The organism is Streptomyces avermitilis MA-4680 = NBRC 14893, from assembly GCF_000009765.2.
In the GTDB taxonomy this organism is placed as follows: Bacteria; Actinomycetota; Actinomycetes; order Streptomycetales; family Streptomycetaceae; genus Streptomyces; species Streptomyces avermitilis.
In genome coordinates, this window is record NC_003155.5 from 8,333,593 (window position 1) to 8,356,807 (window position 23,215).

Annotated in this window: 19 protein-coding genes, 1 rRNA gene, 1 pseudogene and 1 riboswitch; of the genes and pseudogenes, 15 read left to right on the plus strand and 6 right to left on the minus strand. The window is 69.2% G+C overall.

What is annotated here, in order from left to right; genetic code table 11:
• Positions 1 to 55: 55 nt before the first annotated feature.
• From rrf to SAVERM_RS35895, 11 genes and pseudogenes are all read left to right on the plus strand, one after another.
• Positions 56 to 172: ribosomal RNA gene (gene rrf, locus SAVERM_RS35845) — 5S ribosomal RNA — on the plus strand.
• Positions 173 to 322: 150 nt separating this feature from the next.
• On the plus strand, positions 323 to 931 hold the full coding sequence (gene clsA / locus SAVERM_RS35850; RefSeq protein WP_010988373.1) for a cardiolipin synthase ClsA: 609 nt from the start codon (positions 323 to 325) through the stop codon (positions 929 to 931).
• Positions 932 to 1,046: 115 nt separating this feature from the next.
• Positions 1,047 to 3,542 carry a mannose-1-phosphate guanyltransferase gene (locus tag SAVERM_RS35855; RefSeq protein WP_010988374.1) on the plus strand — a complete coding sequence of 832 codons (2,496 nt, stop codon included), beginning with the start codon at positions 1,047 to 1,049 and terminating at the stop codon, positions 3,540 to 3,542.
• A 159-nt stretch (positions 3,543 to 3,701) separates the two neighbouring features.
• Positions 3,702 to 4,538 (plus strand): DUF881 domain-containing protein, encoded by an 837-nt coding sequence (locus SAVERM_RS35860; RefSeq protein ID WP_037646985.1) that lies wholly within the window; start codon positions 3,702 to 3,704, stop codon positions 4,536 to 4,538.
• Positions 4,535 to 4,867, plus strand: a complete 333-nt coding sequence (locus SAVERM_RS35865) for a small basic family protein (protein ID WP_003988855.1) — start codon at positions 4,535 to 4,537, stop codon at positions 4,865 to 4,867. Before SAVERM_RS35860 ends, SAVERM_RS35865 begins: the two co-directional genes overlap by 4 nt.
• Before the next feature lie 5 nt (positions 4,868 to 4,872).
• Entirely contained in the window at positions 4,873 to 5,739 is an 867-nt protein-coding gene (locus SAVERM_RS35870) for a DUF881 domain-containing protein (protein ID WP_037646987.1), read from the plus strand.
• Positions 5,740 to 5,800: 61 nt separating this feature from the next.
• Entirely contained in the window at positions 5,801 to 6,775 is a 975-nt protein-coding gene (locus SAVERM_RS40685; protein ID WP_010988377.1) for an FHA domain-containing protein, read from the plus strand.
• 18 nt (positions 6,776 to 6,793) lie between these two features.
• Entirely contained in the window at positions 6,794 to 7,549 is a 756-nt protein-coding gene (ftsR, locus tag SAVERM_RS35880) for a transcriptional regulator FtsR (RefSeq protein WP_010988378.1), read from the plus strand.
• An 86-nt stretch (positions 7,550 to 7,635) separates the two neighbouring features.
• Positions 7,636 to 8,109: a bifunctional nuclease family protein gene (locus SAVERM_RS35885; RefSeq protein ID WP_006123076.1), complete on the plus strand. Its 474-nt coding sequence runs from the start codon at positions 7,636 to 7,638 to the stop codon at positions 8,107 to 8,109.
• 284 nt (positions 8,110 to 8,393) lie between these two features.
• A complete protein-coding gene (locus SAVERM_RS35890) occupies positions 8,394 to 9,029 on the plus strand; it encodes a MerR family transcriptional regulator (protein ID WP_010988379.1) in 636 nt (211 codons plus the stop codon).
• Between the two features lie 220 nt (positions 9,030 to 9,249).
• A pseudogene (locus SAVERM_RS35895) lies at positions 9,250 to 10,603 on the plus strand (DNA polymerase IV); the annotation flags it as partial.
• A gap of 277 nt (positions 10,604 to 10,880) precedes the next feature.
• On the opposite strand, the gene SAVERM_RS35900 reads toward SAVERM_RS35895, so the two are convergent.
• Positions 10,881 to 11,252: a PRC-barrel domain-containing protein gene (locus SAVERM_RS35900; protein WP_037646991.1), complete on the minus strand. Its 372-nt coding sequence runs from the start codon at positions 11,250 to 11,252 to the stop codon at positions 10,881 to 10,883.
• A gap of 114 nt (positions 11,253 to 11,366) precedes the next feature.
• A riboswitch (glycine riboswitch) is annotated at positions 11,367 to 11,462 on the plus strand.
• Between the two features lie 177 nt (positions 11,463 to 11,639).
• Here SAVERM_RS35900 and gcvP point away from each other — a divergent pair.
• The gene (gcvP, locus tag SAVERM_RS35905; protein WP_037646993.1) at positions 11,640 to 14,525 is read left to right on the plus strand and encodes an aminomethyl-transferring glycine dehydrogenase; all 2,886 of its coding nucleotides are present in this window, start codon (positions 11,640 to 11,642) and stop codon (positions 14,523 to 14,525) included.
• A gap of 170 nt (positions 14,526 to 14,695) precedes the next feature.
• Here the strand turns inward: gcvP and SAVERM_RS35910 are convergent, their stop codons facing one another.
• Entirely contained in the window at positions 14,696 to 14,902 is a 207-nt protein-coding gene (locus SAVERM_RS35910; protein WP_010988383.1) for a DUF5999 family protein, read from the minus strand.
• A 387-nt stretch (positions 14,903 to 15,289) separates the two neighbouring features.
• The gene (locus SAVERM_RS35915) at positions 15,290 to 15,874 is read right to left on the minus strand and encodes a hypothetical protein (protein WP_010988384.1); all 585 of its coding nucleotides are present in this window, start codon (positions 15,872 to 15,874) and stop codon (positions 15,290 to 15,292) included.
• 538 nt (positions 15,875 to 16,412) lie between these two features.
• Between SAVERM_RS35915 and SAVERM_RS35920 the strand changes: the two genes are divergently transcribed.
• Complete coding sequence (locus tag SAVERM_RS35920; protein ID WP_037646995.1) at positions 16,413 to 17,930, plus strand: glutamate-cysteine ligase family protein; 1,518 nt, start codon at positions 16,413 to 16,415, stop codon at positions 17,928 to 17,930.
• A gap of 107 nt (positions 17,931 to 18,037) precedes the next feature.
• Here SAVERM_RS35920 and SAVERM_RS35925 read toward each other — a convergent pair whose 3' ends face one another.
• Positions 18,038 to 19,801, minus strand: a complete 1,764-nt coding sequence (locus SAVERM_RS35925) for a VWA domain-containing protein (protein WP_037646997.1) — start codon at positions 19,799 to 19,801, stop codon at positions 18,038 to 18,040.
• A 205-nt stretch (positions 19,802 to 20,006) separates the two neighbouring features.
• Here SAVERM_RS35925 and SAVERM_RS35930 point away from each other — a divergent pair, with 205 nt between their 5' ends.
• On the plus strand, positions 20,007 to 20,786 hold the full coding sequence (locus tag SAVERM_RS35930; protein WP_107083159.1) for a CPBP family intramembrane glutamic endopeptidase: 780 nt from the start codon (positions 20,007 to 20,009) through the stop codon (positions 20,784 to 20,786).
• Here the strand turns inward: SAVERM_RS35930 and SAVERM_RS35935 are convergent.
• Positions 20,776 to 21,594, minus strand: a complete 819-nt coding sequence (locus SAVERM_RS35935; protein WP_010988388.1) for a PhzF family phenazine biosynthesis protein — start codon at positions 21,592 to 21,594, stop codon at positions 20,776 to 20,778. The two genes, SAVERM_RS35930 and SAVERM_RS35935, sit on opposite strands and share 11 nt — an antisense overlap.
• Positions 21,595 to 22,010: 416 nt before the next feature.
• Between SAVERM_RS35935 and SAVERM_RS40690 the strand changes: the two genes are divergently transcribed.
• Positions 22,011 to 22,655 carry a PadR family transcriptional regulator gene (locus tag SAVERM_RS40690; RefSeq protein WP_078234942.1) on the plus strand — a complete coding sequence of 215 codons (645 nt, stop codon included), beginning with the start codon at positions 22,011 to 22,013 and terminating at the stop codon, positions 22,653 to 22,655.
• 75 nt (positions 22,656 to 22,730) lie between these two features.
• Here the strand turns inward: SAVERM_RS40690 and SAVERM_RS35945 are convergent, their stop codons facing one another.
• On the minus strand, positions 22,731 to 23,159 hold the full coding sequence (locus tag SAVERM_RS35945) for a type II toxin-antitoxin system Rv0910 family toxin (protein WP_037647000.1): 429 nt from the start codon (positions 23,157 to 23,159) through the stop codon (positions 22,731 to 22,733).
• Positions 23,160 to 23,215: the final 56 nt, after the last annotated feature.

Sequence of the window (23,215 nt, forward strand, 5' to 3'; positions counted from 1 at the left end):
ACGAACAACCCCATTCCATGGTCACGGGATGGTGCGGTTGACAGTTTCATAGTGTTTCGGTGGTCATAGCGTGAGGGAAACGCCCGGTTACATTCCGAACCCGGAAGCTAAGCCTTACAGCGCCGATGGTACTGCAGGGGGGACCCTGTGGGAGAGTAGGACGCCGCCGAACTTCTTTTAGAGCTCCGGCTCTTGGGCAATATGCCCAAGAGCCGGAGCTTTTTTGTTTTCCGGGGCGTCGCCACCCCTCTGCACCCGGGTCTGACGGCTGCGGGTAGGGTCAGGGGGCATCGTTGGCTCGTTTCCCACAGGAGGCCCCCGGGTGGAGGTCCAGGAGACCCGCGTCCAGACAGACCGGGTCCTCACCATCCCGAACATCCTCAGCATGGCGCGGCTCGTCGGCGTACCCGTCTTCCTGTGGCTGATCCTCCGGCCCGAGTTCGGCGGCCCGAAGAGCGATGGCTGGGCGCTTCTGGTCCTGGCGCTGAGCGGCATCAGTGACTACCTGGACGGCAAGCTCGCCCGGCGCTGGAACCAGATCAGCAGCCTCGGCCGGCTCCTCGACCCCGCGGCTGACCGGCTCTACATTCTCTCGACTTTGGTGGGTCTCACCTGGCGCGAGATTCTGCCAATCTGGTTGACCGCCGCACTGCTGGCGCGAGAGCTGGTTCTGCTGGTGATGGTGGGTATCCTCAGGCGCCACGGCTATCCGCCACCCCAGGTGAACTTCCTCGGGAAGGCCGCCACCTTCAACCTGATGTACGCCTTCCCCTTGCTGCTTCTGAGTGACTCAAGTGGATGGATCGGGTCACTCGCTGCTATTTTCGGATGGGCGTTCGCCGGATGGGGTACAACGCTGTATTGGTGGGCAGGAGTCCTCTACATGGTTCAGGTCCGCCGACTTGTCAGGGCGGACGCCGTAGCCGATTGATCCCGCCTGATTGGGCGGCCGTAGTGGCGCGATGGCCCGCGCGGGAAAACTGCGGGACAATCTAGATGGGTGAAGTCGGCTAGACCGTCGTCTCTCAGAGGAGGACGCTTCCGACATGAAGGCCGTCGTGATGGCCGGAGGCGAAGGCACACGCCTTCGCCCGATGACCTCGAGTATGCCCAAGCCGCTCCTGCCGGTGGTAAACCGGCCGATCATGGAGCATGTCCTGCGGCTACTCAAAAGGCATGGGCTCAACGAGACCGTCGTAACTGTGCAGTTCTTGGCGTCTCTCGTCAAGAACTACTTCGGTGACGGCGAAGAGCTCGGCATGGAGCTCACTTATGCCAATGAGGAGAAGCCACTCGGTACCGCCGGGAGCGTCAAGAACGCCGAGGAAGCGCTGAAGGACGACACTTTCCTCGTCATCTCCGGTGATGCCCTGACCGACTTCGATCTCACCGAGCTGATCAATTTCCACAAGGAAAAGGGTGCGCTGGTCACCGTCTGTCTGACGCGCGTGCCCAATCCTCTGGAATTCGGCATCACCATCGTCGACGAAGAAGGCAAGGTCGAGCGCTTCCTCGAGAAGCCCACCTGGGGACAGGTCTTCTCGGACACCGTGAACACGGGCATCTATGTCATGGAGCCCGAAGTCTTCAACTACGTCGAGGCCGACGTCTCCGTCGACTGGTCCGGCGATGTCTTCCCGCAGCTGATGAAGGACGGCAAGCCGGTCTACGGCTATGTCGCCGAGGGCTACTGGGAGGACGTGGGCACCCACGAGAGCTATGTGAAGGCCCAAGCCGACGTCCTGGAGGGCAAGGTCGACGTCGAGATCGACGGCTTCGAGATCTCCCCGGGCGTATGGGTCGCGGAGGGTGCCGAAGTGCACCCCGACGCCGTGCTGCGCGGGCCGCTCTACATCGGTGACTACGCCAAGGTCGAGGCTGACGTCGAAATCCGCGAGCACACCGTCGTCGGGTCGAATGTCGTCGTGAAGAGCGGGGCCTTTCTGCACAGGGCCGTGGTCCACGACAACGTGTACATCGGGCAGCACAGCAATCTGCGTGGTTGCGTCATCGGCAAGAACACCGACATCATGCGGGCCGCCCGGATCGAGGACGGCGCCGTCATCGGCGACGAGTGTCTCGTCGGTGAAGAATCGATCATCCAGGGGAATGTGCGGGTCTACCCGTTCAAGACCATCGAGGCCGGCGCGTTCGTCAACACCTCGGTGATCTGGGAGTCGCGGGGGCAGGCGCATCTGTTCGGCGCCCGTGGCGTGACCGGGATCCTGAACGTGGAGATCACGCCGGAACTCGTCGTGCGGCTCGCGGGAGCGTATGCGACCACGCTCAAGAAGGGCTCGACCGTCACCACGGCCCGTGACCACTCCCGAGGCGCGCGTGCGCTGAAGCGGGCGGTCATCTCGGCGCTGCAGACCAGCGCCATCGACGTACGCGACCTGGAGAACGTACCGCTGCCCGTCGCGCGACAGCAGACCGCGAGAGGCAGCGCCGGCGGGATCATGATCCGTACGACGCCCGGGGTGCCGGACTCCGTGGACATCATGTTCTTCGACGGGCAGGGTGCCGACCTCTCGCAGGGCAGTCAGCGGAAGCTGGACCGAGTGTTCGCGCGGCAGGAGTACCGGCGAGCCTTCCCGGGAGAGATCGGGGACCTGCACTTCCCGGCGAGCGTCTTCGACTCGTACACCGGGTCGCTGCTGCGGAACGTCGACACGACCGGTATCTCCGAGTCGGGGCTCAAGGTCGTCGTGGACGCGTCGAACGGCAGTGCGGGGCTTGTGCTGCCCAGTCTGCTCGGCAAGCTGGGTGTCGACGCGCTCACCATCAACCCCGGCCTCGACGAGTCCCGGCCCACGGAGACGGCCGATGCGCGGCGCTCCGGGCTGGTGCGGCTCGGTGAGATCGTCGCATCCGCGAGGGCCGCGTTCGGCGTGCGCTTCGACCCCGTCGGTGAGCGACTGTCGCTCGTCGACGAGAAGGGGCGGATCGTCGAGGACGACCGGGCACTGCTCGTCATGCTCGACCTGGTGGCCGCGGAGCGACGCAGCGGCCGCGTGGCGCTGCCGGTGACGACGACCAGGATCGCTGAGCAGGTGGCGGCTTATCACGGGACGCAGGTCGAGTGGACGACCACGTCGCCCGATGATCTGACGCGGGTGGGAGGCGACGAATCGACCATCTTCGGTGGTGACGGGCGCGGCGGGTTCATCATCCCCGAGTTCAGCAGTGTCTTCGACGGTACGGCGGCCTTCGTGCGGCTGATCGGTCTGGTGGCGCGGACACAGCTCACGCTCAGCCAGATCGATGCGCGGATCCCGCGGGCCCACGTGCTGAAGCGTGACCTGGCGACTCCTTGGGCCGTCAAGGGGCTGGTGATGCGGCGGGTCGTCGAGGCGGCCGGCGATCGCTTTGTCGACACGACGGACGGCGTGCGGGTCGTCGAGTCCGACGGGCGTTGGGTGATGGTGCTGCCCGATCCCGCCGAGGCGGTCACACATCTGTGGGCCGAGGGGCCCGACGACGCCTCCGCGGAGGCCCTGCTCGACGAATGGGCGGCGGTCGTGGACAGCGCCGGCCGCTGAGCACACGCGCGTGCCGGACAAGTGTCCCCAAGGGGGCCTGTCCGGCACGCCGGTGGGGCCATTCGGAGGTAGTACTCGCGACGTGCGACGATGTGCGGCATGCCGCAGCCGCCCCCCGTTCGGAGCACCCCTACGCGCCCCCCGCGCCCGGACGCCTCCATGTCGCTGCTCACCAACGTCATGGATCACAGCCTCGACGACGGATATGCCGAGGCCGCCGCCCGGAAGAAGGCCGAGGGCACCGGCGGCATGCCGAAGACCGTGCGGGCCAAGCTAGGTCTCGCGGCCGGACTGGTCCTGGCGGCGCTGGTGGTGACCGTGGGTGCGGCGCAGGCGCGGATAGCGGCCCCGACGATCGCCAAGGAGCGTCAGGAGCTCGTCGACCGCATCGGGCGTGAGACCACGGTCGCGGACAAGCTCGAGAGCAGCGTCGACACTTTGCGGGACGACGTGAGCGCGCGGCAGCGCGAGGCACTGAAGAAGTACGGCGGCGGCGACCAGGCCGACGTAGTGGGCATCCTGTCGGGTGCCGTCGCAGTCCACGGCCCCGGGGTGAAGCTCGTCGTGGACGACGCCAAGGAAGCCAGCACCGGCGGCAACGGTGATCCGCGAGAGACCTCCGGGTTCTCCGACACCGGACGCGTCCGGGACCGCGACATGCAGCGTGTGGTGAACGGACTGTGGGAGTCCGGCGCCGAAGCCGTTGCGATCAACGGGCAGCGGTTGACGGCCCTGTCGGCCATCCGGGCCGCGGGTGACGCGATACTGGTCGACAACAAGCCGCTCGTACCGCCGTACACGGTGCTCGCGGTGGGGGACGGCAAGCACCTCAGCACCGGGTTCCAGAACAGCCCCGACGGGCTGTATCTGCACGCGTTGCAGGAGAACTACGGCATCCGGACCGGCATCTCCGTCCAGGGTGACGTCCGGCTGCCCGCCGCACCGAGTGTGATCGTACGTACAGCACAGCCGAGCACAGAGAAGGGCACATCGTGATCGCCGTACTGGGCCTCGTCGTGGGAGTCGTGGCTGGATTGTTGGTCCGGCCCGAGGTTCCGGCGGTCGTGGAGCCTTACCTTCCCATTGCCGTCGTGGCCGCACTCGATGCCGTGTTCGGCGGTCTGCGTGCCATGCTCGACGGCATCTTCGACGACAAGGTCTTCGTGGTGTCGTTCCTGTCGAACGTCGTCGTCGCCGCGCTGATCGTCTTCCTGGGCGACAAGCTGGGTGTCGGCGCCCAGCTGTCCACCGGTGTCGTGGTCGTCCTCGGCATCCGCATCTTCTCCAACGCCGCGGCGATCCGTCGGCACGTCTTCAGGGCGTGAGACAGATGAGCCATGAGGACGAGACGCCCAAGGGACCGGACACGCCGGAGGCCGCCGAGCACCGGCTGCGCAGAGAGCTGCCGGAAGAGGTGCCCGAGACGGCCGCGGAGACCGCGAACGAGGACGCCACCAAGGGCTCCGGGCCTGGGTTGACCGGCCGTCAGCGCCTGGTGCAGGGACTGTGGCCGCCGCGCGTCAGCCGTGCGCAACTCATTGTCGCGCTGCTGCTGTTCGGCCTCGGCTTCGGTCTGGCCGTGCAGGTGGCGTCCAACAGTGACAGCGGCAACGCCTTGCGCGGGGCGCGCCAGGAGGATCTCGTACGCATCCTCGATGAACTCGACAACCGCACACAGCGTCTTGCGGACGAGAAGCAAGGTCTCGAGGACCAGCGGTCCGAGCTGGAGAACAGCTCGAACCAGGCCGAGGAGGCCCGTAAGCAGACGGTCGAGAAGGAGAAGCAACTCGGCATTCTGGCGGGCACGGTCGCGGCACAGGGACCTGGCATCACGATGACCATCGACGACCCGAAGGGGACGGTCCGGGCGGACATGCTGCTCGACGCGGTCCAGGAGTTGCGCGCGGCCGGCGCGGAGGCGATCCAGGTGAACGGTGTGAGGGTCGTCGCCAACACCTATCTGACGGACTCCGGCAAGAGTGTGAGTGTCGACGGGAACAAGATCAGCCAGCCGTATCGTTTCAAGGTCATCGGCAAGTCGCAGGACCTCGAGCCGGCGCTCAACATCCCGGGTGGCGTGGTGCAGACTCTTGAGAAGGAGCAGGCCACCGTCGCGGTGGAGCGTTCGACGAAGATCATTGTGGACGCCTTGCGAGCGGCGAAGCGGCCTGACTACGCTCGGTCGTCCTCCGAGTGAACGCGAGGTGCATGGGGGTCGCCCGGCGAGGGCATGAGGTTGCGGGGGGTCGGCGCACCGAATGGGTGGTGCGTGGTGGAAACTGTCTGGTGGATACGGACGTTGTGAGGATGTCCGGGTCGACCGGTGTGTTCAATCAGGGTTCGTCCTGCCCCACGGGCGGGTCTGTTTCGGTCAAGGGGAATCGCCCGTGAAGTTGTTTGCGAAGTTGTTCGGCAAGAGCTCTCGAGAGGGCAGCGACAACGCCACTGCCCGCCATCGCGCGCCGCGCTCCGGGGATGCGGAGGCACAGGGCGGCGAGCGCCCGCTGTTCCGCGATCAGGTCGGTGGACCCGGTGGCGACATTTCCGGTGGTCAGGGCGCGTCGTCTGTTGACCCTGCCCAGTCCGGCCGCATAGGTTTCGGGGATCCGTCAACCTCAGGTGCGGGTGGAGGGTTCGGCTCCGACCCGTATGCGTCCAATGCCCCGGCGGGGCAGCCGCGGCAGGAGGATCCGTCGATGTCGGCCCTGGTGTGTACGAGGTGCGGTAACCGCAACGCGGAAAACAGCCGTTTCTGCTCCAACTGCGGTGCTCCGCTGCGGGGCGGGGCGGCTCCGGAGCGGCCGTCCGAGACGACCTCCACGATCTCCATCTCGGGTCTCGAGGCCTACGATGCCGAGGTCACCGGCCAGACGGCGATGCCCACGCTGTCCCCCGAGGCGCAGGCGGCCGTCGACGCGTTGCCGCTCGGCTCGGCGCTCCTGGTGGTGCGCCGCGGCCCCAACTCGGGCAGCCGCTTCCTGCTGGACGGTGAGCTGACCACGGCGGGGCGCCACCCGCAGAGCGACATCTTCTTGGACGACGTGACCGTGTCACGCCGCCATGTCGAGTTCCGTCGCGGTGCGGACGGCACGTTCACGGTGGCCGACGTCGGCAGCCTGAACGGCACCTATGTCAACCGGGAGCGCATCGACCAGGTCGCTCTCTCCAACGGTGACGAGGTGCAGATCGGCAAGTACCGGCTGGTCTTCTACGCGAGCCAGCGGGGCATCTGACCCGACAGGGAAGGGCCCATGCTTCACACACCGAGCGGCGGTGCCGGCAGTGGCACCGCCGCCACGGACGGCGAGCTGATGAGCATCGGCACGGTGCTCAACGCTCTGCGTGACGAGTTCCCCGACATCACGATCTCCAAGATCAGATTTCTGGAGTCGGAGGGCCTCATCGAGCCGCAGCGGACCCCCTCGGGGTATCGCAAGTTCAGCGCCGGCGACATCGAGCGTCTCGGTCACGTGCTCCGGATGCAGCGGGACCACTATCTGCCCCTGAAGGTCATCCGAGAGCATCTGGACGCCCTGGAGCGCGGTGAGGAAGTGCGGCTGCCCTCCATGGGGCGCCAACGCGACCCGGGCGAGGGAGAAAGCCTGGTCGACCTCTTCGGGGAGCCCGAGGCGCCCACGGCGGCCCGGGTGGGGCGCGCCGAGCTGCTGGCCGCCGCCGAGATCGGGGAGCAGGAGCTCGAGGAGTGGGAGTCGTACGGGCTCATCGCACCGCTGCCGGACGGGGCGTACGACGCGGAGACGGTCACTGTCGCCACCCTCGTGGTCGAGCTGGGGCGCTTCGGGATCGAGCCGAGGCATCTGCGTGTGATGAAGGCCGCCGCGGACCGTGAGGCGGGGCTGGTGGACCAGGTGGTGGCTCCGCTGAGGCGGCACCGCAATCCGCAGACCAGGGCCCACGCGGAGGCTCGTACGAAGGAACTGGCGGGGCTCGCGGTGAAGCTGCACGCCGCGCTGGTGCAGACCGCGCTGGGCGTACGCCTGCCCTGAGTCGGGGCGTGTTCGCCGGTGGCGGATCGTCCACCCGTTCTGTGCTCGACTACCCAAACGTCCCGGGCACGGCCTAGGGTTACTGTGTGAACGAGCTCGATGTCGTAGGTGTCCGGGTGGAAATGCCCTCCAACCAACCGATCGTGCTCCTGCGTGAAGTGGGAGGCGACCGTTACCTCCCTATCTGGATCGGGCCCGGGGAGGCGACGGCGATCGCCTTCGCCCAGCAGGGCATGGCCCCCGCACGACCGCTGACCCACGACCTGTTCAAGGACGTGCTGGAGGCCGTCGGCCAGGAGCTCACGGAAGTGCGCATCACGGATCTGCGTGAAGGCGTCTTCTACGCGGAGCTGGTGTTCGCCAGCGGCGTCGAGGTGAGCGCGCGGCCGTCCGACGCCATAGCGCTGGCACTGCGTACCGGAACGCCGATCTATGGCAGCGACGGGGTCCTCGACGACGCAGGTATCGCGATCCCCGACGAGCAGGAGGACGAGGTCGAGAAGTTCCGCGAGTTCCTCGACCAGATCTCGCCCGAGGACTTCGGTACGAACAGCCAGTGACGCCCGCCCGTGCGGGGCTGATGACCGGGAGGGCCCGCTGCCGTGGTGATTGCGGCGGCGGCGCCCCGCCTCTTCGCCCACGGTCGGCGGGGCGCGGCACATGCCGGTGGCCAGGGGGCGTCACGCGGCTCGCCCCGAAAGCATTCGGCTAGCCTTTCCCCGCGGGAGGGCACGGGAAACCACTCCTAGGGTGATTATCACTCGGCGTGCCGAGTGTGGCGATCGTTGACGCACCCCTGGTGACTGCCTACCGTCGAGGAGGCAGGTCAAGGACGGAGGTCGGCGTGAGAAGCAGCGGCGACGGTACGGCTGGGGGTGCCCCCGGACGCAGTCTGGGGGAGAGCGGCCCGTACCCGCTTCACGGCAGCGCGGCCGGCCCCGCTCATCAGCGGCCGACGGCAGTAGCGGGCGACGAAGAGGCGGCTTCCGAGGAAGTCGGCTATCGCGGTCCCACGGCATGCGCTGCCGCGGGCATCACCTACCGGCAGCTTGACTACTGGGCCAGGACCGGCCTCGTCGAGCCGAGCGTGCGGCCCGCCTACGGGTCGGGGACGCAGCGCCTCTACAGCTTCCGGGACGTGGTCGTCCTGAAGATCGTCAAGCGGTTCCTCGACACCGGAGTGTCGCTGCAGAACATCCGCACCACCGTCCAGCACCTCAGGGAGCGCGGCTTCCGGGACCTGGAACGGATGACGTTGATGAGCGACGGAGCGACGGTCTACGAGTGCACGTCCCCCGACGAGGTCCATGCCCTGCTCCAGGGCGGCCAGGGCATCTTCGGCATCGCCGTGGGCGTGGTCTGGCGGGACGTGGAGAGCGCGCTTTCGCAACTGCACGGGGAGCGGGTCGACACGGGGGAGACCCTGGTAGGCCACAACCCCACCGACGAACTGGCGCGACGGCGCAACCGGGCGGTCTGAAGCCAACCGGGCGGTCTGAAGCACGGAGCGACCGGGCGGTCTGAGGTACGGGGCGCACGGCGGTCTGAGGTACGGGGCGCACGGCGGTCTGAGGTACGGGGCGCACGGCGCGACGCGCTGGGACGGAGCGGCGGGCAAGACGCCGCGAAAGCGTCGCGATCGACAGGTGATGCCCCGGGGAGCCGGGGCATTGTCAGTGGCGTAGGGCAGCATCGGAGATGTGAGAAACGCGCCCACGATCCTGCATCTCGACATGGATGCCTTCTACGCCTCGGCGGAGCAGGCAGCCAAGCCGAGCCTGCGCGGGAAGGCCGTCGTCGTGGGTGGGCTCGGACCACGCGGGGTGGTGGCCACGGCCTCGTACGAGGCACGGGTTTTCGGGGTGCACTCGGCGATGCCCATGGCCCAGGCGCGACGGCTGGCGCCGAACGCCGCGTATCTCGTGCCGCGCTTCGGTCTGTACCGGGAGGTCAGTGAGCAGGTGATGGGGCTGCTGCGGGGCCTGTCGCCGCTGGTGGAGCCGCTGAGCCTGGACGAGGCGTTCGTGGATCTGGAGGCCGGAGGAGTGGCCTGGGACGCGGAGTCGGCGCGGCTGGTCGGGGTGAAGCTGCGCGCGGACATCAGGACCGTCACCGGGCTGACGGGGTCGGTGGGGCTCGCCGCCTCCAAGATGCTCGCGAAGATCGCCTCCGAGGAGGCGAAGCCCGATGGGCTGGTGCTGATAGAGCCGGGCACGGAGCGGGCCATGCTCGGGCCGATGTCCGTGCGGACGCTGCCCGGCGTGGGGCCCGCCACGGGGGACCATCTGCGCCGGGCCGGGATCACCACGGTCGAGGAGCTCGCCGAGGCGGGCGAGGACGAGCTCGTACGGCTGCTGGGCAAGGCTCACGGGCATGCGCTGTACGCCATGGCGCTGGCGCGCGACGAGCGGCCGGTGGTGGCCGAGCGGGAGGCCAAGTCGGTGTCGGTCGAGGACACCTACGACGTGGACATCCATGACAGGACCCGGGTCGGGATGGAGGTGCAGCGGCTCGCGGATCGGTGTGTGCAGCGGCTGCGCGGTGCGGGGCTGTCCGGGCGGACCATCGTCCTCAAAGTGCGGCGGTACGACTTCTCCACGCTGACCCGCTCCGAGACGCTCAGGGGGCCCACGGACGACCCCGCGGTGGTACGGGAGGCGGCGGCCCGGCTGCTGGACTCCGTGGACACCACGGGCGGCGTACGGCTGCTCGGGGTGGGTGTCAGCGGGCTCGCCGACTACACACAGGAGGATCTGTTCGCGCAGGCGCATGTGGGGGCGGCCGAGTCGGTGGCGCAGGAGCAGCCGGAGACGGTGGGGGCCGTGGTGTCGGACGAGCCGGCAGGGGAGGAACCGGCTGTGGCCGAGCGGCACTGGCGTGCCGGGCACGACGTACGGCATGCCGAGTACGGGCACGGGTGGGTGCAGGGCAGCGGCCTCGGCCGGGTGACGGTGCGGTTCGAGACGCCCGACTCGGAGCCTGGACGGGTACGCACGTTCCGGACCGACGATCCGAATCTGGAACCGGTGGATCCGCTGCCGTTGGTGGCGCGAAGACCGGAGGCCGCCGGGGCCGGGGCCTCCGGGGCGGAGGAAACCGGGCCCGAGGTCGGTGTGGCCGGCTCTTCGGGTGGGGCGGGCGAGTGTTCGGCCGGGAGGGAGGGGTCTGAGGGTGGGACGGAGGAGTCTTCGGCGGTGAGGGACGGTGCTTCGAGTGGGACGGGCGGCCCTGCGGCCCGGGCGGCCGGTTCCGTGGCGGTGCCGGCAGGTTCTGGGGTAGGCGGGGCCGGCGTGGCCGACGGGGTCGACTCCGAGGGCGCGGGGCCGGGGGGTCAGGCTTCGTCCGTTCCCGCCAGGCGGCCGAAGTCGTGGTCCGGCAGCGGGGGGAGGGGGGCCACGTCGAGGCCGTAGTGGTGGTAGAGCTGCAATTCCTGTTCCGGGGAAAGGTGTCGCCCCACGCCGAAGTCGGGGGCGTCCTTGATCAGGGCGCGGTCGAAGGGGATCCGGAGGGTGCCCTCGACCAGCTCGCTGGGCTCCAAGGGCACGAAGGCGTCCCTGCTGAACAGGCCCGTGCGTATGGCCGCCCACTCCGCCACTCCGGTCGCGTCGTCGAGGTAGATCTCGTCGATCGTGCCGATCTTCGCGCCATGGCAGTCGAACGCCTTGCGGCCGATCAGGTTGCGCGGATCGATGTCGGTCTGCACGGGCCCTCCTCTTGGTCGCAACTCATCCGTAAGCACTACGAAAGAGCACATTCAGCAAGGCGGCCACTCGAAAGCTCGTGCAATGTCCTCGCTGGTAGGCTGGCAAATGGCTGCTGACCCCGTGCGGGAGAGTCCTCCGGAAGTCGTCGGAGGCGCCGAAGGAGCAAATCCTCCCCGGAATCTCTCAGGCACACGTACCGCACGGACGAGGTCACTCTGGAAAGCAGGGCGGATGTCTATGGCTTCCGCTCTCACCGACGGTGAAAGCCGGAGCGCCCTCGGGCGGACCGGCGAAGCTCTCAGGTTGAGATGACAGAGGGGGAGGCCGTCGGGGTACCCGCGCAGGGGTGCCCCTCGAAGGTCGCGTCAGACCAGGAGGCCTCCGCAATGACCGCCCATCGCATTCCGCTCTCCGATCTCGAACAGGGAATCCCCTTCGAGCAGCGCCACATCGGCCCCGATTCCGAAGCCCGGGCCAAGATGCTCGCCCAGGTCGGCTACGGGTCGCTCGACGAGCTGACCGCGACCGCCGTCCCGGACGTCATCAAGAACGCCGAGGCGCTGGAGCTGCCGGGCGCGCGCACCGAGGCCGAGGTGCTTGCCGAACTGCGCTCCCTCGCCGACCGCAACCAGGTCCTCGGTTCCATGATCGGCCTCGGCTACTACGGCACCTTCACACCGCCGGTGATCCTCCGGAACGTGATGGAGAACCCGGCCTGGTACACCGCGTACACGCCGTACCAGCCGGAGATCTCGCAGGGCCGGCTGGAGGCGCTGCTGAACTTCCAGACCGTCGTCGCCGAGCTGACCGGGCTGCCGACCTCCGGCGCCTCGCTGCTCGACGAGGGCACCGCGGCCGCGGAGGCCATGGCGCTGTCCCGGCGGATGGGCAAGAACAAGAAGGGCCTGTTCCTGGTCGACGCGGACGCGCTGCCGCAGACCATCGCCGTCATCGAGACCCGTGCCGAGCCGACCGGCGTCGAGGTCGTCGTCGCCGACCTGAGCGAAGGCATCCCCGCCGGGATCGCCGAGCGCGAGATCAACGGCGTGCTGATCCAGTACCCGGGCGCCTCCGGTGCCGTACGCGACATCAAGCCGCTCGTCGAGCAGGCGCACGAGCTGGGCGCGGTCGTCACCGTCGCCGCCGATCTGCTCGCGCTCACGCTGCTCACCTCGCCGGGTGAGCTGGGTGCCGACATCGCGGTCGGTACGACGCAGCGGTTCGGTGTGCCGATGGGCTTCGGCGGGCCGCACGCCGGTTACATGGCCGTGCGTGAGAAGTTCGCGCGCAGCCTGCCCGGCCGGCTCGTGGGCGTGTCCGTGGACGCCGACGGGCACAAGGCGTACCGGCTCGCCCTGCAGACGCGGGAGCAGCACATCCGCCGCGAGAAGGCGACCAGCAACATCTGTACGGCCCAGGTGCTGCTCGCCGTGATGGCCGGCATGTACGCCGTGTACCACGGGCCCGACGGACTGAGGACGATCGCGCGGCGTACGCACCGGTACGCCACGATCCTCGCCGAAGGGCTGAAGGCCGGCGGCGTCGAGGTCGTGCACGGCGCGTACTTCGACACGCTGACCGCGCGGGTGCCGGGCCGGGCCGCCGAGATCGTCGCCGCCGCGCGTGAGGGCGGGGTCAACCTGCACCTCGTCGACGCGGACCTCGTGTCGATCTCCTGTGACGAGACCACCACGCGGGCCCAACTGGGCGCCGTCTGGACCGCGTTCGGCGTCGAGGGCGACATCGAGGCGTTGGACGCGGCGGCCGAGGACACACTGCCGGCCGCGCTCCTGCGTACCGACGACTACCTGACCCACCCGGTCTTCCACCAGTACCGTTCCGAGACCGCGATGCTGCGCTACCTGCGCAGGCTCTCCGACCGCGACTACGCGCTCGACCGCGGCATGATCCCGCTGGGCTCCTGCACCATGAAGCTCAACGCGACCACCGAGATGGAGCCGGTCACCTGGCCCGAGTTCGGGCAGCTGCACCCCTTCGCGCCCGCCGAGCAGGCGCAGGGCTACCTCACGCTCATCCGGGAACTGGAGGAGCGGCTCGCCGAGGTCACCGGCTACGACAAGGTGTCGCTCCAGCCGAACGCCGGCTCCCAGGGCGAGCTGGCCGGGCTGCTCGCCGTACGTGGGTACCACCGCGCCAATGGCGACGAGCAGCGCACGGTCTGCCTGATCCCGTCCTCCGCGCACGGCACGAACGCGGCGAGCGCCGTGATGGCCGGCATGAAGGTCGTCGTGGTGAAGACGGCCGACGACGGTGAGATCGACGTCGAGGACCTGCGCGCCAAGATCGAGCAGTACCGCGACGAGCTGTCGGTGCTGATGATCACGTACCCCTCGACGCACGGTGTGTTCGAGGAGCACGTCGCCGACATCTGCGCCCAGGTGCACGAGGCGGGCGGCCAGGTGTACGTCGACGGAGCCAACCTCAACGCGCTGGTCGGGCTCGCCAAGCCGGGCCACTTCGGCGGTGACGTCTCGCACCTCAACCTGCACAAGACGTTCTGCATCCCGCACGGCGGGGGCGGTCCGGGCGTCGGGCCGGTCGGTGTGCGCGCCCACCTGGCGCCGTATCTGCCGAACCACCCGCTCCAGCCCGAGGCCGGCCCCGCGACGGGCGTCGGCCCGATCTCGGCCGCGCCCTGGGGCTCCGCGGGCATCCTGCCCATCTCCTGGTCGTACGTCCGGCTGATGGGCGGCGAGGGCCTCAAGCGCGCCACGCAGGTGGCGGTGCTGTCCGCCAACTACATCGCCAAGCGGCTGGAGCCGCACTACCCGGTGCTCTACACCGGTCCTGGCGGGCTCGTCGCGCACGAGTGCATCATCGATCTGCGTCCGCTGACCAAGGCGACCGGCGTGAGTGTCGACGACATCGCCAAGCGGCTGATCGACTACGGCTTCCACGCGCCGACGATGTCGTTCCCGGTGGCGGGGACGCTGATGATCGAGCCGACCGAGTCCGAGGACCTGGGCGAGCTCGACCGGTTCTGCGAGGCCATGATCGCCATTCGTGCGGAGGTCGAGAAGGTCGGCTCGGGCGAGTGGCCGGCGGAGGACAACCCGCTGCGGAACGCGCCGCACACCGCGGCCGCGCTCGGCGGAGAGTGGGAGCACGCCTACAGCCGTGAGGAGGCCGTCTTCCCGGCGGGTGTCTCGGCCGCGGACAAGTACTGGCCGCCGGTGCGCCGTATCGACCAGGCCTTCGGCGACCGCAACCTGGTCTGCTCCTGCCCGCCGCTGGACGCTTACGACGACTGATGCGCGCGATCGCCCGGTGTCCGCGTGCTCGCGGTGCACCGGGCGGCCCTGGATTCTGACCGCTCTCGCAGAGAGTGGTGACGGGGAGTAGCCGCCCGTGGATACGCGTCGGGGCCGGTTCGGGAGGTGTCTCCCGGCCGGCCCCTCTTGTGTCTGGGCGGGTGTGCGGCTCAGGCGGCCGTCATCACCTGGTCGGTGCCCAGTGGGCGGTGCGGGGCGATGATCCGGCCGTCCGGCAGCAGCTCACCGGTGTCCTCGAAGAGCAGAACGCCGTTGCAGAGCAGGCTCCATCCCTGCTCCGGGTGGTGCGCCATGAGACGGGCGGACTCCCGGTCGGCGGATGCGGCTGTCGGACAGAGTGGCTGGTGCTGGCACATGGTGGAGGGGATCTTTCGCTCTGTTGTGAGGTCTGAGATGGCTGTTGTGTCTGTCTTGCGGCTCGAAGCGTTGTTCATGGCCGCCCCCCGTTTTTGACAAGTCGGATTTTGACAAGTCGGTCTGAGACCCAGTGTTGCCCTACGGGCGTCAATCCGCAGGGATTTCGCAGCACCGCTTCTCACAGGTTGATGACGCATCACCCGGCCGGACGGTTCATCCCAACTGCACTGTCACTTTGGGTGGTTCGGAGTGACCGGATAGGGCTAGTCCGGACGGGGAGTGGGCTTTTTCCGGCTCTTACGAGCGTATTGACGCCCGTAAGAGCGACGTACCCCGCCACCGGGAATTCGGCGACGGGGTACGCGGAGTCGTGCGGGTGCGCTCGGTCAGGCGGGTGAGCCGAGCAGGGGTGCGGGAGTCACCCGGGTGGTCAGGACCGGAAGCAGTTCCGCGACCCGGTGCGGGCGGTGTGCCGCGATGCCGGGCGGCGCCGGAGCCAGCGGGACGAGCAGGTCGGTGGCGGCCGGGTGGCCCGTCGCGCCGTCGGCCGTGGAGTCGCCGTGCAGCCAGAGGGTGAGCATGTATAGCTCGGGCACGGACAGCAGCCGGGCCTGGTAGGGCTGTTTCATGGTCTCCGCCTGGCGCAGGGCGCGCTCCGTGGCGGTGATGTACGGGCCTTCGAAGAAGTGGGAGAAAGCCCAGCCGTCGGGGGTCAGCATCGTCTCGGCGGCGGCCACCGCGCGATCGCCGCAGCGGATGAGGAAGCGCCATCCGGCGAGCCGGGTGGCAGAGGCGCCCGCGGGGGTGATCCGGTCCAGGACGTGTACGGGTAGCGGGAGTTCGGGAGTGACGGGTCCCTGGGCGTTGCGCAGGGACGGGGTACGAGCCTCGCGGACCGCGGTGGGGGAACCGAGTGCCGTGAGAACGGTGCGCAGGGCGGGCGCGGGAGCCGGGGGGACATGCAGCGGCATGGTGGGTCGCCTCTCTCATTCGACAGGCACGGTGAAGCGAGGGGTGGGGCGGGCGGACGGCGCTGTCAGCTCTCGGGGTCAGAGGGGCGGGGGCTCCGTACCCGGACGGATGACGGCGCTTTGTCGACAGGGCCCAGAACCGCGAGTGCCAACTCTCTGCCTCGTTCGCAGAGTTTATACGACACGTGTTCACGCGGTGTTTCGGCTAGCTGTTTCGGGCATCACGGGCAAGGGGGCATTCGGTCGGTGATAAGGGGGGTTCGTCCCGGTACTACATGGGTACCCGACCGGTGACCTCGTAATACGTCGCCGAAGCGGTCGGCCGATTCTCGTCGGCGATTATCACGAGATCATTGCGCCGTGAAACTGCGTGCTGCTCCATGCCCGGCGAATGTGCCGCATGGCAGTTGCATTCAGCGTAGCGGGCGCCGGGTCGACGCGGGGCGTTATGGATCGCGTTGCCTGGGCATCATCACCCGTGACCCGGGGACACCAGCGGCCGGATCGTCGGCCTGCCCATCCGAGGAGGGACACGTCGATGGGGGAGAAGGTCGTGGCGGGGTCGTTCGACCTGTCCGATCGCCAGCGCTACCGCGGCAAGCTCCGGCAGTGCCTGGCGGGGCTGGCGCGACTGTTGGAGGAGAAGCGGTTCGATCGCCCCAAGAACCTCATGGGTCTGGAGATCGAGCTGAATCTCGCAGGTGCGGACGGCCTGCCAAAAATGATGAATGAGCAAGTACTCGAAAGGATTGCGAGCCGCGATTTCCAAACAGAACTCGCCATGTTCAATCTGGAAGTCAACATTGCCCCACATCGATTGGGCGGCCGGGTATTCGACCGGCTCGCCGAGGAGCTGCGCACCTCACTCGCCTACGCGCACCGCAAGGCGAACGAGGTCGACGCCGGAATCGTGATGATCGGCATCCTGCCGACGCTCGGCCGCGACGACCTGATCTCCTCGAATCTCTCCGGCGGCGACCGCTACACCCTGCTCAACGAGCAGATCGTGGCCGCGCGCGGCGAGGACTTCGTGCTGGACATCGACGGCATCGACCGGCTCGTGTGCACCTCGAAGTCGATCGTGCCCGAAGCGGCCTGTACGTCCGTGCAGTTGCATCTCCAGGTCACGCCGGGCCGCTTCGCCGACGTGTGGAACGCGGCGCAGGCGGTGGCCGCCGCGCAGGTCGCCATCGGCGCCAACTCGCCGTTCCTGTTCGGTCATGAGCTGTGGCGTGAGTCGCGGCCCCCGCTGTTCCAGCAGTCCACCGACACCAGGCCGCCGGAGCTGCAGGCCCAGGGCGTGCGGCCGCGCACGTGGTTCGGCGAACGGTGGATCTCCTCCGCGTACGACCTGTTCGAGGAGAACCTGCGCTACTTCCCGGCGCTGCTGCCGATCTGCGACGACGAGGATCCGCTGCGGGTCCTCGACGACGGAGGCATACCGAAGCTCGCCGAACTCGTCCTGCACAACGGCACCGTGTACCGCTGGAACCGGCCCGTCTACGGCATCGCCGACGGCGTCCCGCATCTGCGCGTCGAGAACCGTGTGCTGCCGGCCGGGCCCACCGTCAGTGACGTGATCGCCAACGCGGCCTTCTACTACGGTGTCGTACGCGCGCTCGCCGAGGAACCGCGGCCCGTGTGGACGCGGCTGCCGTTCGAGTCGGCGGCCGCCAACTTCGACGCCGCGTGCCGGGACGGCATCGACGCCCGCCTGGAGTGGCCGCGGCGCGGGCGGTACGGCGGGACCACGCAGGTCGATGCCGTGCACCTCGTACGCGACGAACTGCTGCCGCTCGCCGAGGCGGGCCTCGACGCGTGGGGTGTCGAACCCGCGGACCGGGACTTCTACCTCGGCATCATCGAGGAGCGGTGCAGGCGCCGGGTCAACGGTGCGAGCTGGCAGGCCGCCACCTTCCACCGGGCGCTGGAGGCGGGGCTGGACCGGGACGCCGCGCTGGCCGCGACGACGCGGCGGTACAGCGAGCTGATGCACGTCGGGGAGCCGGTGCACACCTGGCCGGTGGGGCTGCCGGAGCCGGTGCCGCTGGGGTGAGACCGGGCGCGTCGACAGGCCACAGGGTCTGTCCGGCGGATCGGGCCGGAGGAAAGCGGCGGTACCTGTCAGCCCCCGCGTCTACGGCCTGCTCCGCCGGGCAGGACCTAGCTCTGGTTGCCGGCCTCCATGATCGCTTTGAGGATCACCGAGTGGATCTGGGCGGGGCTGTCGACCTGGTGGCCCGAGCCGCCGGTCGCCCCGGCGATCCGCTCGGCCTCCTGCCGGTGGGCCTCCGGTCCCACGGCGATCATGATCAGCGGCACCGGGTGTCGCGGGTCGGCCAGTTTCCGCAGTTGGGTGAGCAGGGTGGAGCGGGAGATGCTTCCCGGGTCCTCGTTGACGCCGTCGGTCAGGATGACCAGTGCGTTGAACTTCCCCTTCACATATGAGGCGGTGGCCGCCTTGTACGCGGCGAGCGTCGTGTCGTACAGACCGGTGGCACCGCCCCGCACCGGCTCCAGCGCGCTGAACGCCGCCGACAGTCTGTCCCGCTGCGTGTCGCGGCCCCCGCGGTCTCCGAGCCGCCCGGTCGGTACGAGCACGCGGTAGTCCTTGTCCCCGTCGAGCTTCGCGGAGAAGTTCCACAGCCCGATCTCGTCATCCGGCGTGAACGTGGTGAGGGTCTGGAGCAGCGACGCCTTGGTGACGTCCATTCGCGACCGGCTGCTGCCCGGCACGGCCTCGGACATCGAGGCCGAGATGTCCACGACGGTGGTGATCCGGGCGCTCTGCACCGTGATCGTCCACGTGCCGAGCGACTCCTGGAGCGTCTTCTCGGAGGCCGGTTCGGGTGCGGGCTCCTCGTACGGCTGCGGGGAGCGGCCGCCCGCCGCCGTCACGACCGTGGCGGAGACGTCCTCGTCGTCGATGCGGAAGCCGTGCTTCTGAAGGATCCTGGTGCCCTTCGGCTGCTCCAGCAGCGTCATGAACCGGAGGGCGGCGCGGCTCTCGTCGGTGGACAGTCGCGGCTGGTCGACGAGTGTGAACGGGTAGTCGAGCCGCGGTGATCCGTCCTTGGGGTAGAAGAGGTCGAGCTTCAGGTCGCTGTCGGCCGAGGTGTTGTGCGTGAACGCCGCCTGCTCGGAGAGGATCAGCGCCTGGTTGCGCTTCGGGTCGCCCTGCTCGGTGCCCGAGGAGTCGCGCGGCAGCGTCTCCAGGACCTGGCTGTCGCTGTCGGCTGTGCGCTGGGAGAGCGCCTTCGCCATGGCCGCCGTCCGGGTGTCGCCTTCCTTCACCTTGGCGGTGGCGCCGGTCAGCCGGGTGAGGGCGAGCAGCCCGGTCGCGCTGCGCGAGGGGTCGGCCGTGCCGAGTTTCGGCCGGTCCTCCCGCAGGGTCGCGCCGGCCAGTTCGGTCCAGGTGTACGTCTTGTCCGGCCACCCCAGGGACTTCGCCGCCGTCGGAACCACGGCCATCCCGACGGGGGACGAGGCGATGTTGCCGGCCTGGGTGACCTGGGTCGCCCTGGCATCGGCGGTGACGCGCCGCACCCACAGGTCCGCGTCCGGTACCCACGCCTGGATGTCGGACTTCCGGCCCGACAGCAGCGATTCGGTGACCTGGTAGGCATCGCGTGCGGTCACGTGTATGTCCAGGCAGTGGCCGTCGGAGGTGATGTTCTTCCTACGGGCCTCGTCGGCCGCCGCACGGAGGGCGGGGGCCACGTCCGGGGAGGCGGCGATCTTGAGGCGTACGGCGTGGTCCTGGCAGGAGGAGCCGAAGGACAGCAGTCCGCCGCGGACCGCCGCCGCGGTGCCGGCCGCGACGGTGAGTACGAGAGCCGTCGCGATGGCCACGGTGCGGCGACGCGCCCGCGTACGGGGGTCGACGCCGCCCGCCCCGTAGCCGTCGGGCAAGCTGTGACGTCCCATGACGGTGGCCCTCCCTGTTGAGCCGTGAGCCGTGAGGCGGACGTATGGCAGAACGCGAGGGGGAGGTACGCCCGTACGGCGTCCGTCCCCCAGCGGCCTGTCGCGCACGATCTTCGCAAGTTCTTTCGAGACCCTAGCGGGGCGAAGATGGGGACGAGGCGGGATTACTCAACTGGAGGCGGGAGTGCAGGTGGAGGCGGGGTCGATGGCCGATTCTTTTCCGAAGGAGCGGCTGACACGACGGATTCTCCGGGACGAGACGCTGCTCGTCCTGGGGCTCTCACTCGGTGCGAGCGGGGTGTCCGCGCTGATCAGCTTTGTCGGCTCGGTCACCAAACCCGGGGGTCTCAAGGACCAGGCGGCCACCCTCAATGCCTCGGCCGCGCCCGGTCGTCCCTGGCTCGATCTGGCGTGGCAGCTGTTCGGTATCGCGTCCGCGCTGGTGCCGGTCGCGCTCGTGGCGCATTTTCTGCTGCGTGAGGGGGAGGGGCTGAGGACGCTCGGCTTCGACCGCACGCGGCCGTGGCCGGACCTCGGGCGCGGCGCGGCGATCGCGGCGGTGATCGGCAGTACGGGGATCGCCTTCTACCTGGCGGCCCGAGGGCTGGGCTTCAACCTCACCGTGGTGCCCGAGGCGTTGCCCGACGTGTGGTGGAAGTACCCCGTACTGATCCTTTCGGCGGTGCAGAACGCCGTCCTGGAGGAGGTCATCGTCGTCGGCTATCTGCTGCGGCGCCTGGGCCAGTTGGGGTGGACGCCGGGCACGGCGCTGGTGGCCAGCTCCGTGCTGCGTGGCTCGTACCACCTCTATCAGGGCATCGGCGGGTTCATCGGCAACATGGTGATGGGCGTGGCCTTCGTCTACCTGTACCGGCGCTGGGGACGGGTGGGCCCCCTGGTGGTGGCCCACTCGCTGCTCGACATCGGGGCGTTCGTGGGGTACGCGCTGCTGGCGGGGAAGGTGGGCTGGCTGCCTACGGCGTGAGCAGCTCGCCGTCGATGACGGTGACCGCGCGGCCGGTAAGCAGCGTGCGGTCGTCGCGGAGTTCCGTACGGACGTGGCCGGAGCGGGGCGAGGCCTGGAGGCCGGTGAGGTCGGGGCGGCCGAGGCGCTGCGACCAGAAGGGCGCGAGGGCCGTGTGGGCGCTGCCGGTGACCGGGTCCTCGTCGATGCCGACGTTCGGGAAGAAGCAGCGGGACACGAAGTCGTGGCCCTGGGCGGGGTCTTCGGCCCGGGCGGTGGCGATGATGCCGCGCTCGGAGTAGCGGGCGAGGGCCCTGAGGTCGGGGGCGAGGCCCCGGACCGTCTTCTCGTCGGCCAGTTCGATCAGCAGGTCGCCGACGTTCGGGCCGGTGTCGCAGGCCGTGAGCGGCTCGGCGCCGAGGGCCTCGGCGACGCCCTCGGGGATCTCGACCGGGGTGAGCGGGGCGGTCGGGAAGTCCAGTGTGATCGAGCCGTCCTCGCGGGGCGTCGCGATGAGGACGCCGCTGCGGGTGGCGAACCGTACCGGGCCCTCGTGGGTACCCGAGGTGTGCAGCACGTGCGCGGTGGCCAGGGTCGCGTGACCGCACATCGCGACCTCGGTGGCGGGCGTGAACCAGCGCAGCGCCCAGTCCGCCTCGCCGCCCTCGCCCCTGGGCAGGCGATGGGCGAACGCCGTCTCGGCGTGATTGACCTCGCGGGCCACGTCCTGGAGCCAGGCGTCGTCCGGGAAGGCGTCGAGGAGGAGGACCCCGGCCGGGTTGCCGGCGAAGGGGCGGTCGGTGAAGGCGTCGACGATTCGAATCCGCATGCCCTGACGCTAGACGGTGGTGGAGGCCGGGGGACAAGGCCAATCGGGGTGAGCTGGACCGGAACAGGAGTCTCTCCCGGCCTCAGAAGCCTTTCCCGTGACACCGCCGGCGACCGCGGGCGGCTCCTGGGGCTCGGCGGCACGTCGACGGCACTCCTGCCGGTTCGCCGGACACGATCCAAGGCGCCGAGACGCGGGGGCACGCGGCTTCGGTGAACTTCGTACGGTGTGCGCGCACTCCGGCGGGCGGTAGTTCGGACGTGGCCCGAGCCAGGGCGGTGTGTGCCTCCGCGAGGGCTGACAGGCGGTCGTCGCCGTCCCGCTACCGGCCCGGAAAGAAGAGCCTTGTCATGCGAGCTGTTCCGATATATCGTTGAGGCATCGCGACCGATCAACGATGGAATGGAGTGATGGCGATGCGTTCCCGTGGAGAAGACTTCGGATACGAACACGGACATGGACACCACGGCGGCCCCGGCCCTCGGGGTCGGGGCGGCTTCGAGGGGCGGCGCGGGGCCTTCGGGCCCTTCGGGCCGGGGGGTCCCGGTGGGCCCGGCTTCGGCGGACCGGGCTTCGGGCCGGGCCCCTGGGGCGGGCGCGGCCGGGGCGGACCGCGGGGCAGGGCGCGGCGCGGCGACGTACGCGCGTCGATCCTGGCCCTGCTCAAGGACCGTCCCATGCACGGCTACGAGATGATCCAGGAGATCGCCGAGCGCAGCGGCGGGGCATGGAAGCCCAGCCCGGGTTCGGTCTACCCCACCCTTCAGCTGCTGGAGGACGAGGGGCTGATCGCCAACGAGTCCGAGGGCGGCAAGAAGCTGTTCTCGCTCACCGAGTCGGGTCGCGCGGCAGCCGCCGAGGGTCCCGAGGCGCCTTGGGAAGAGGCCTCGCGCGGGGTCGACTGGGAGGCGCTGAGCGAGATCCGGCAGGCCGGCTTCGGTCTCATGGAGGCGTTCGGCCAGGTCTGGAAGACCGGCAGCAAGGAGCAGCGCGACAAGGCGCTGACGGTCATCAACGAAGCCCGCAAGAAGCTGTATCTGATCCTCGCCGACGAGGGCTGACGGCATGCTGTGGTTCGCGCCGGCGCCTCGCGGAAGCTTTTCCGCGGGGCGCCTGTCCGTCTACGGCTGCTGGTGTCAGGCCACCAGTGCGCTCAGCTTGCGCAGCGACTCGTTGAGGGCGGCCGTCGCCGAGTCCTTCAGCTTGCCCGCCATGATGGACACGGCGGCACCGGTGAACTCGCCGTCGATGCGCAACGTCGTCGCGTCCCCGTCCGGGGTGAGCGTGTAGCGCGTGGCGACGTTCACCGCCATCGGGCCCTTGCCGCTGATGGCGAGGACGCGGACGGGCTCCAGTTGGTCGATGGTCCAGTCGACCTCGGCCGGGAAGCCCATGAGCTTCATGTTCTCCGCGAAGGTCCCGCCCACCTCCAGGGTCTCGGGGCCGCCCTTCGGGAAACCGGTGTGGGTCGCGTTCCACTCGCCGTACGCGGACCAGTCGGTGAGCTGGGCCCAGACCTTCTCGGCGGGCGCCTCGATGCGCGCTTCCGCGCTGACTTCGGCCATGCGACCACCCCTTCGTGTCGGGTGCTGCGCCCGGCGCAGCCACGGTGTCGCGGAAC

Bases quoted from the DNA above. Each gene is read 5' to 3' on its own strand.
- SAVERM_RS35855 (WP_010988374.1), top strand. From the start codon at position 1,047: ATGAAGGCCGTCGTGATGGCCGGAGGCGAAGGCACACGCCTTCGCCCG.
- SAVERM_RS35860 (WP_037646985.1), top strand. From the start codon at position 3,702: ATGTCGCTGCTCACCAACGTCATGGATCACAGCCTCGACGACGGATAT.
- SAVERM_RS35870 (WP_037646987.1), top strand. From the start codon at position 4,873: ATGAGCCATGAGGACGAGACGCCCAAGGGACCGGACACGCCGGAGGCC.
- SAVERM_RS40685 (WP_010988377.1), top strand. From the start codon at position 5,801: ATGGGTGGTGCGTGGTGGAAACTGTCTGGTGGATACGGACGTTGTGAG.
- ftsR (WP_010988378.1), top strand. From the start codon at position 6,794: ATGCTTCACACACCGAGCGGCGGTGCCGGCAGTGGCACCGCCGCCACG.
- gcvP (WP_037646993.1), top strand. From the start codon at position 11,640: ATGACCGCCCATCGCATTCCGCTCTCCGATCTCGAACAGGGAATCCCC.
- SAVERM_RS35910 (WP_010988383.1), bottom strand. From the start codon at position 14,902: ATGTGCCAGCACCAGCCACTCTGTCCGACAGCCGCATCCGCCGACCGG.
- SAVERM_RS35915 (WP_010988384.1), bottom strand. From the start codon at position 15,874: ATGCCGCTGCATGTCCCCCCGGCTCCCGCGCCCGCCCTGCGCACCGTT.
- SAVERM_RS35920 (WP_037646995.1), top strand. From the start codon at position 16,413: ATGGGGGAGAAGGTCGTGGCGGGGTCGTTCGACCTGTCCGATCGCCAG.
- SAVERM_RS35925 (WP_037646997.1), bottom strand. From the start codon at position 19,801: ATGGGACGTCACAGCTTGCCCGACGGCTACGGGGCGGGCGGCGTCGAC.
- SAVERM_RS35930 (WP_107083159.1), top strand. From the start codon at position 20,007: ATGGCCGATTCTTTTCCGAAGGAGCGGCTGACACGACGGATTCTCCGG.
- SAVERM_RS35935 (WP_010988388.1), bottom strand. From the start codon at position 21,594: ATGCGGATTCGAATCGTCGACGCCTTCACCGACCGCCCCTTCGCCGGC.
- SAVERM_RS40690 (WP_078234942.1), top strand. From the start codon at position 22,011: ATGCGTTCCCGTGGAGAAGACTTCGGATACGAACACGGACATGGACAC.
- SAVERM_RS35945 (WP_037647000.1), bottom strand. From the start codon at position 23,159: ATGGCCGAAGTCAGCGCGGAAGCGCGCATCGAGGCGCCCGCCGAGAAG.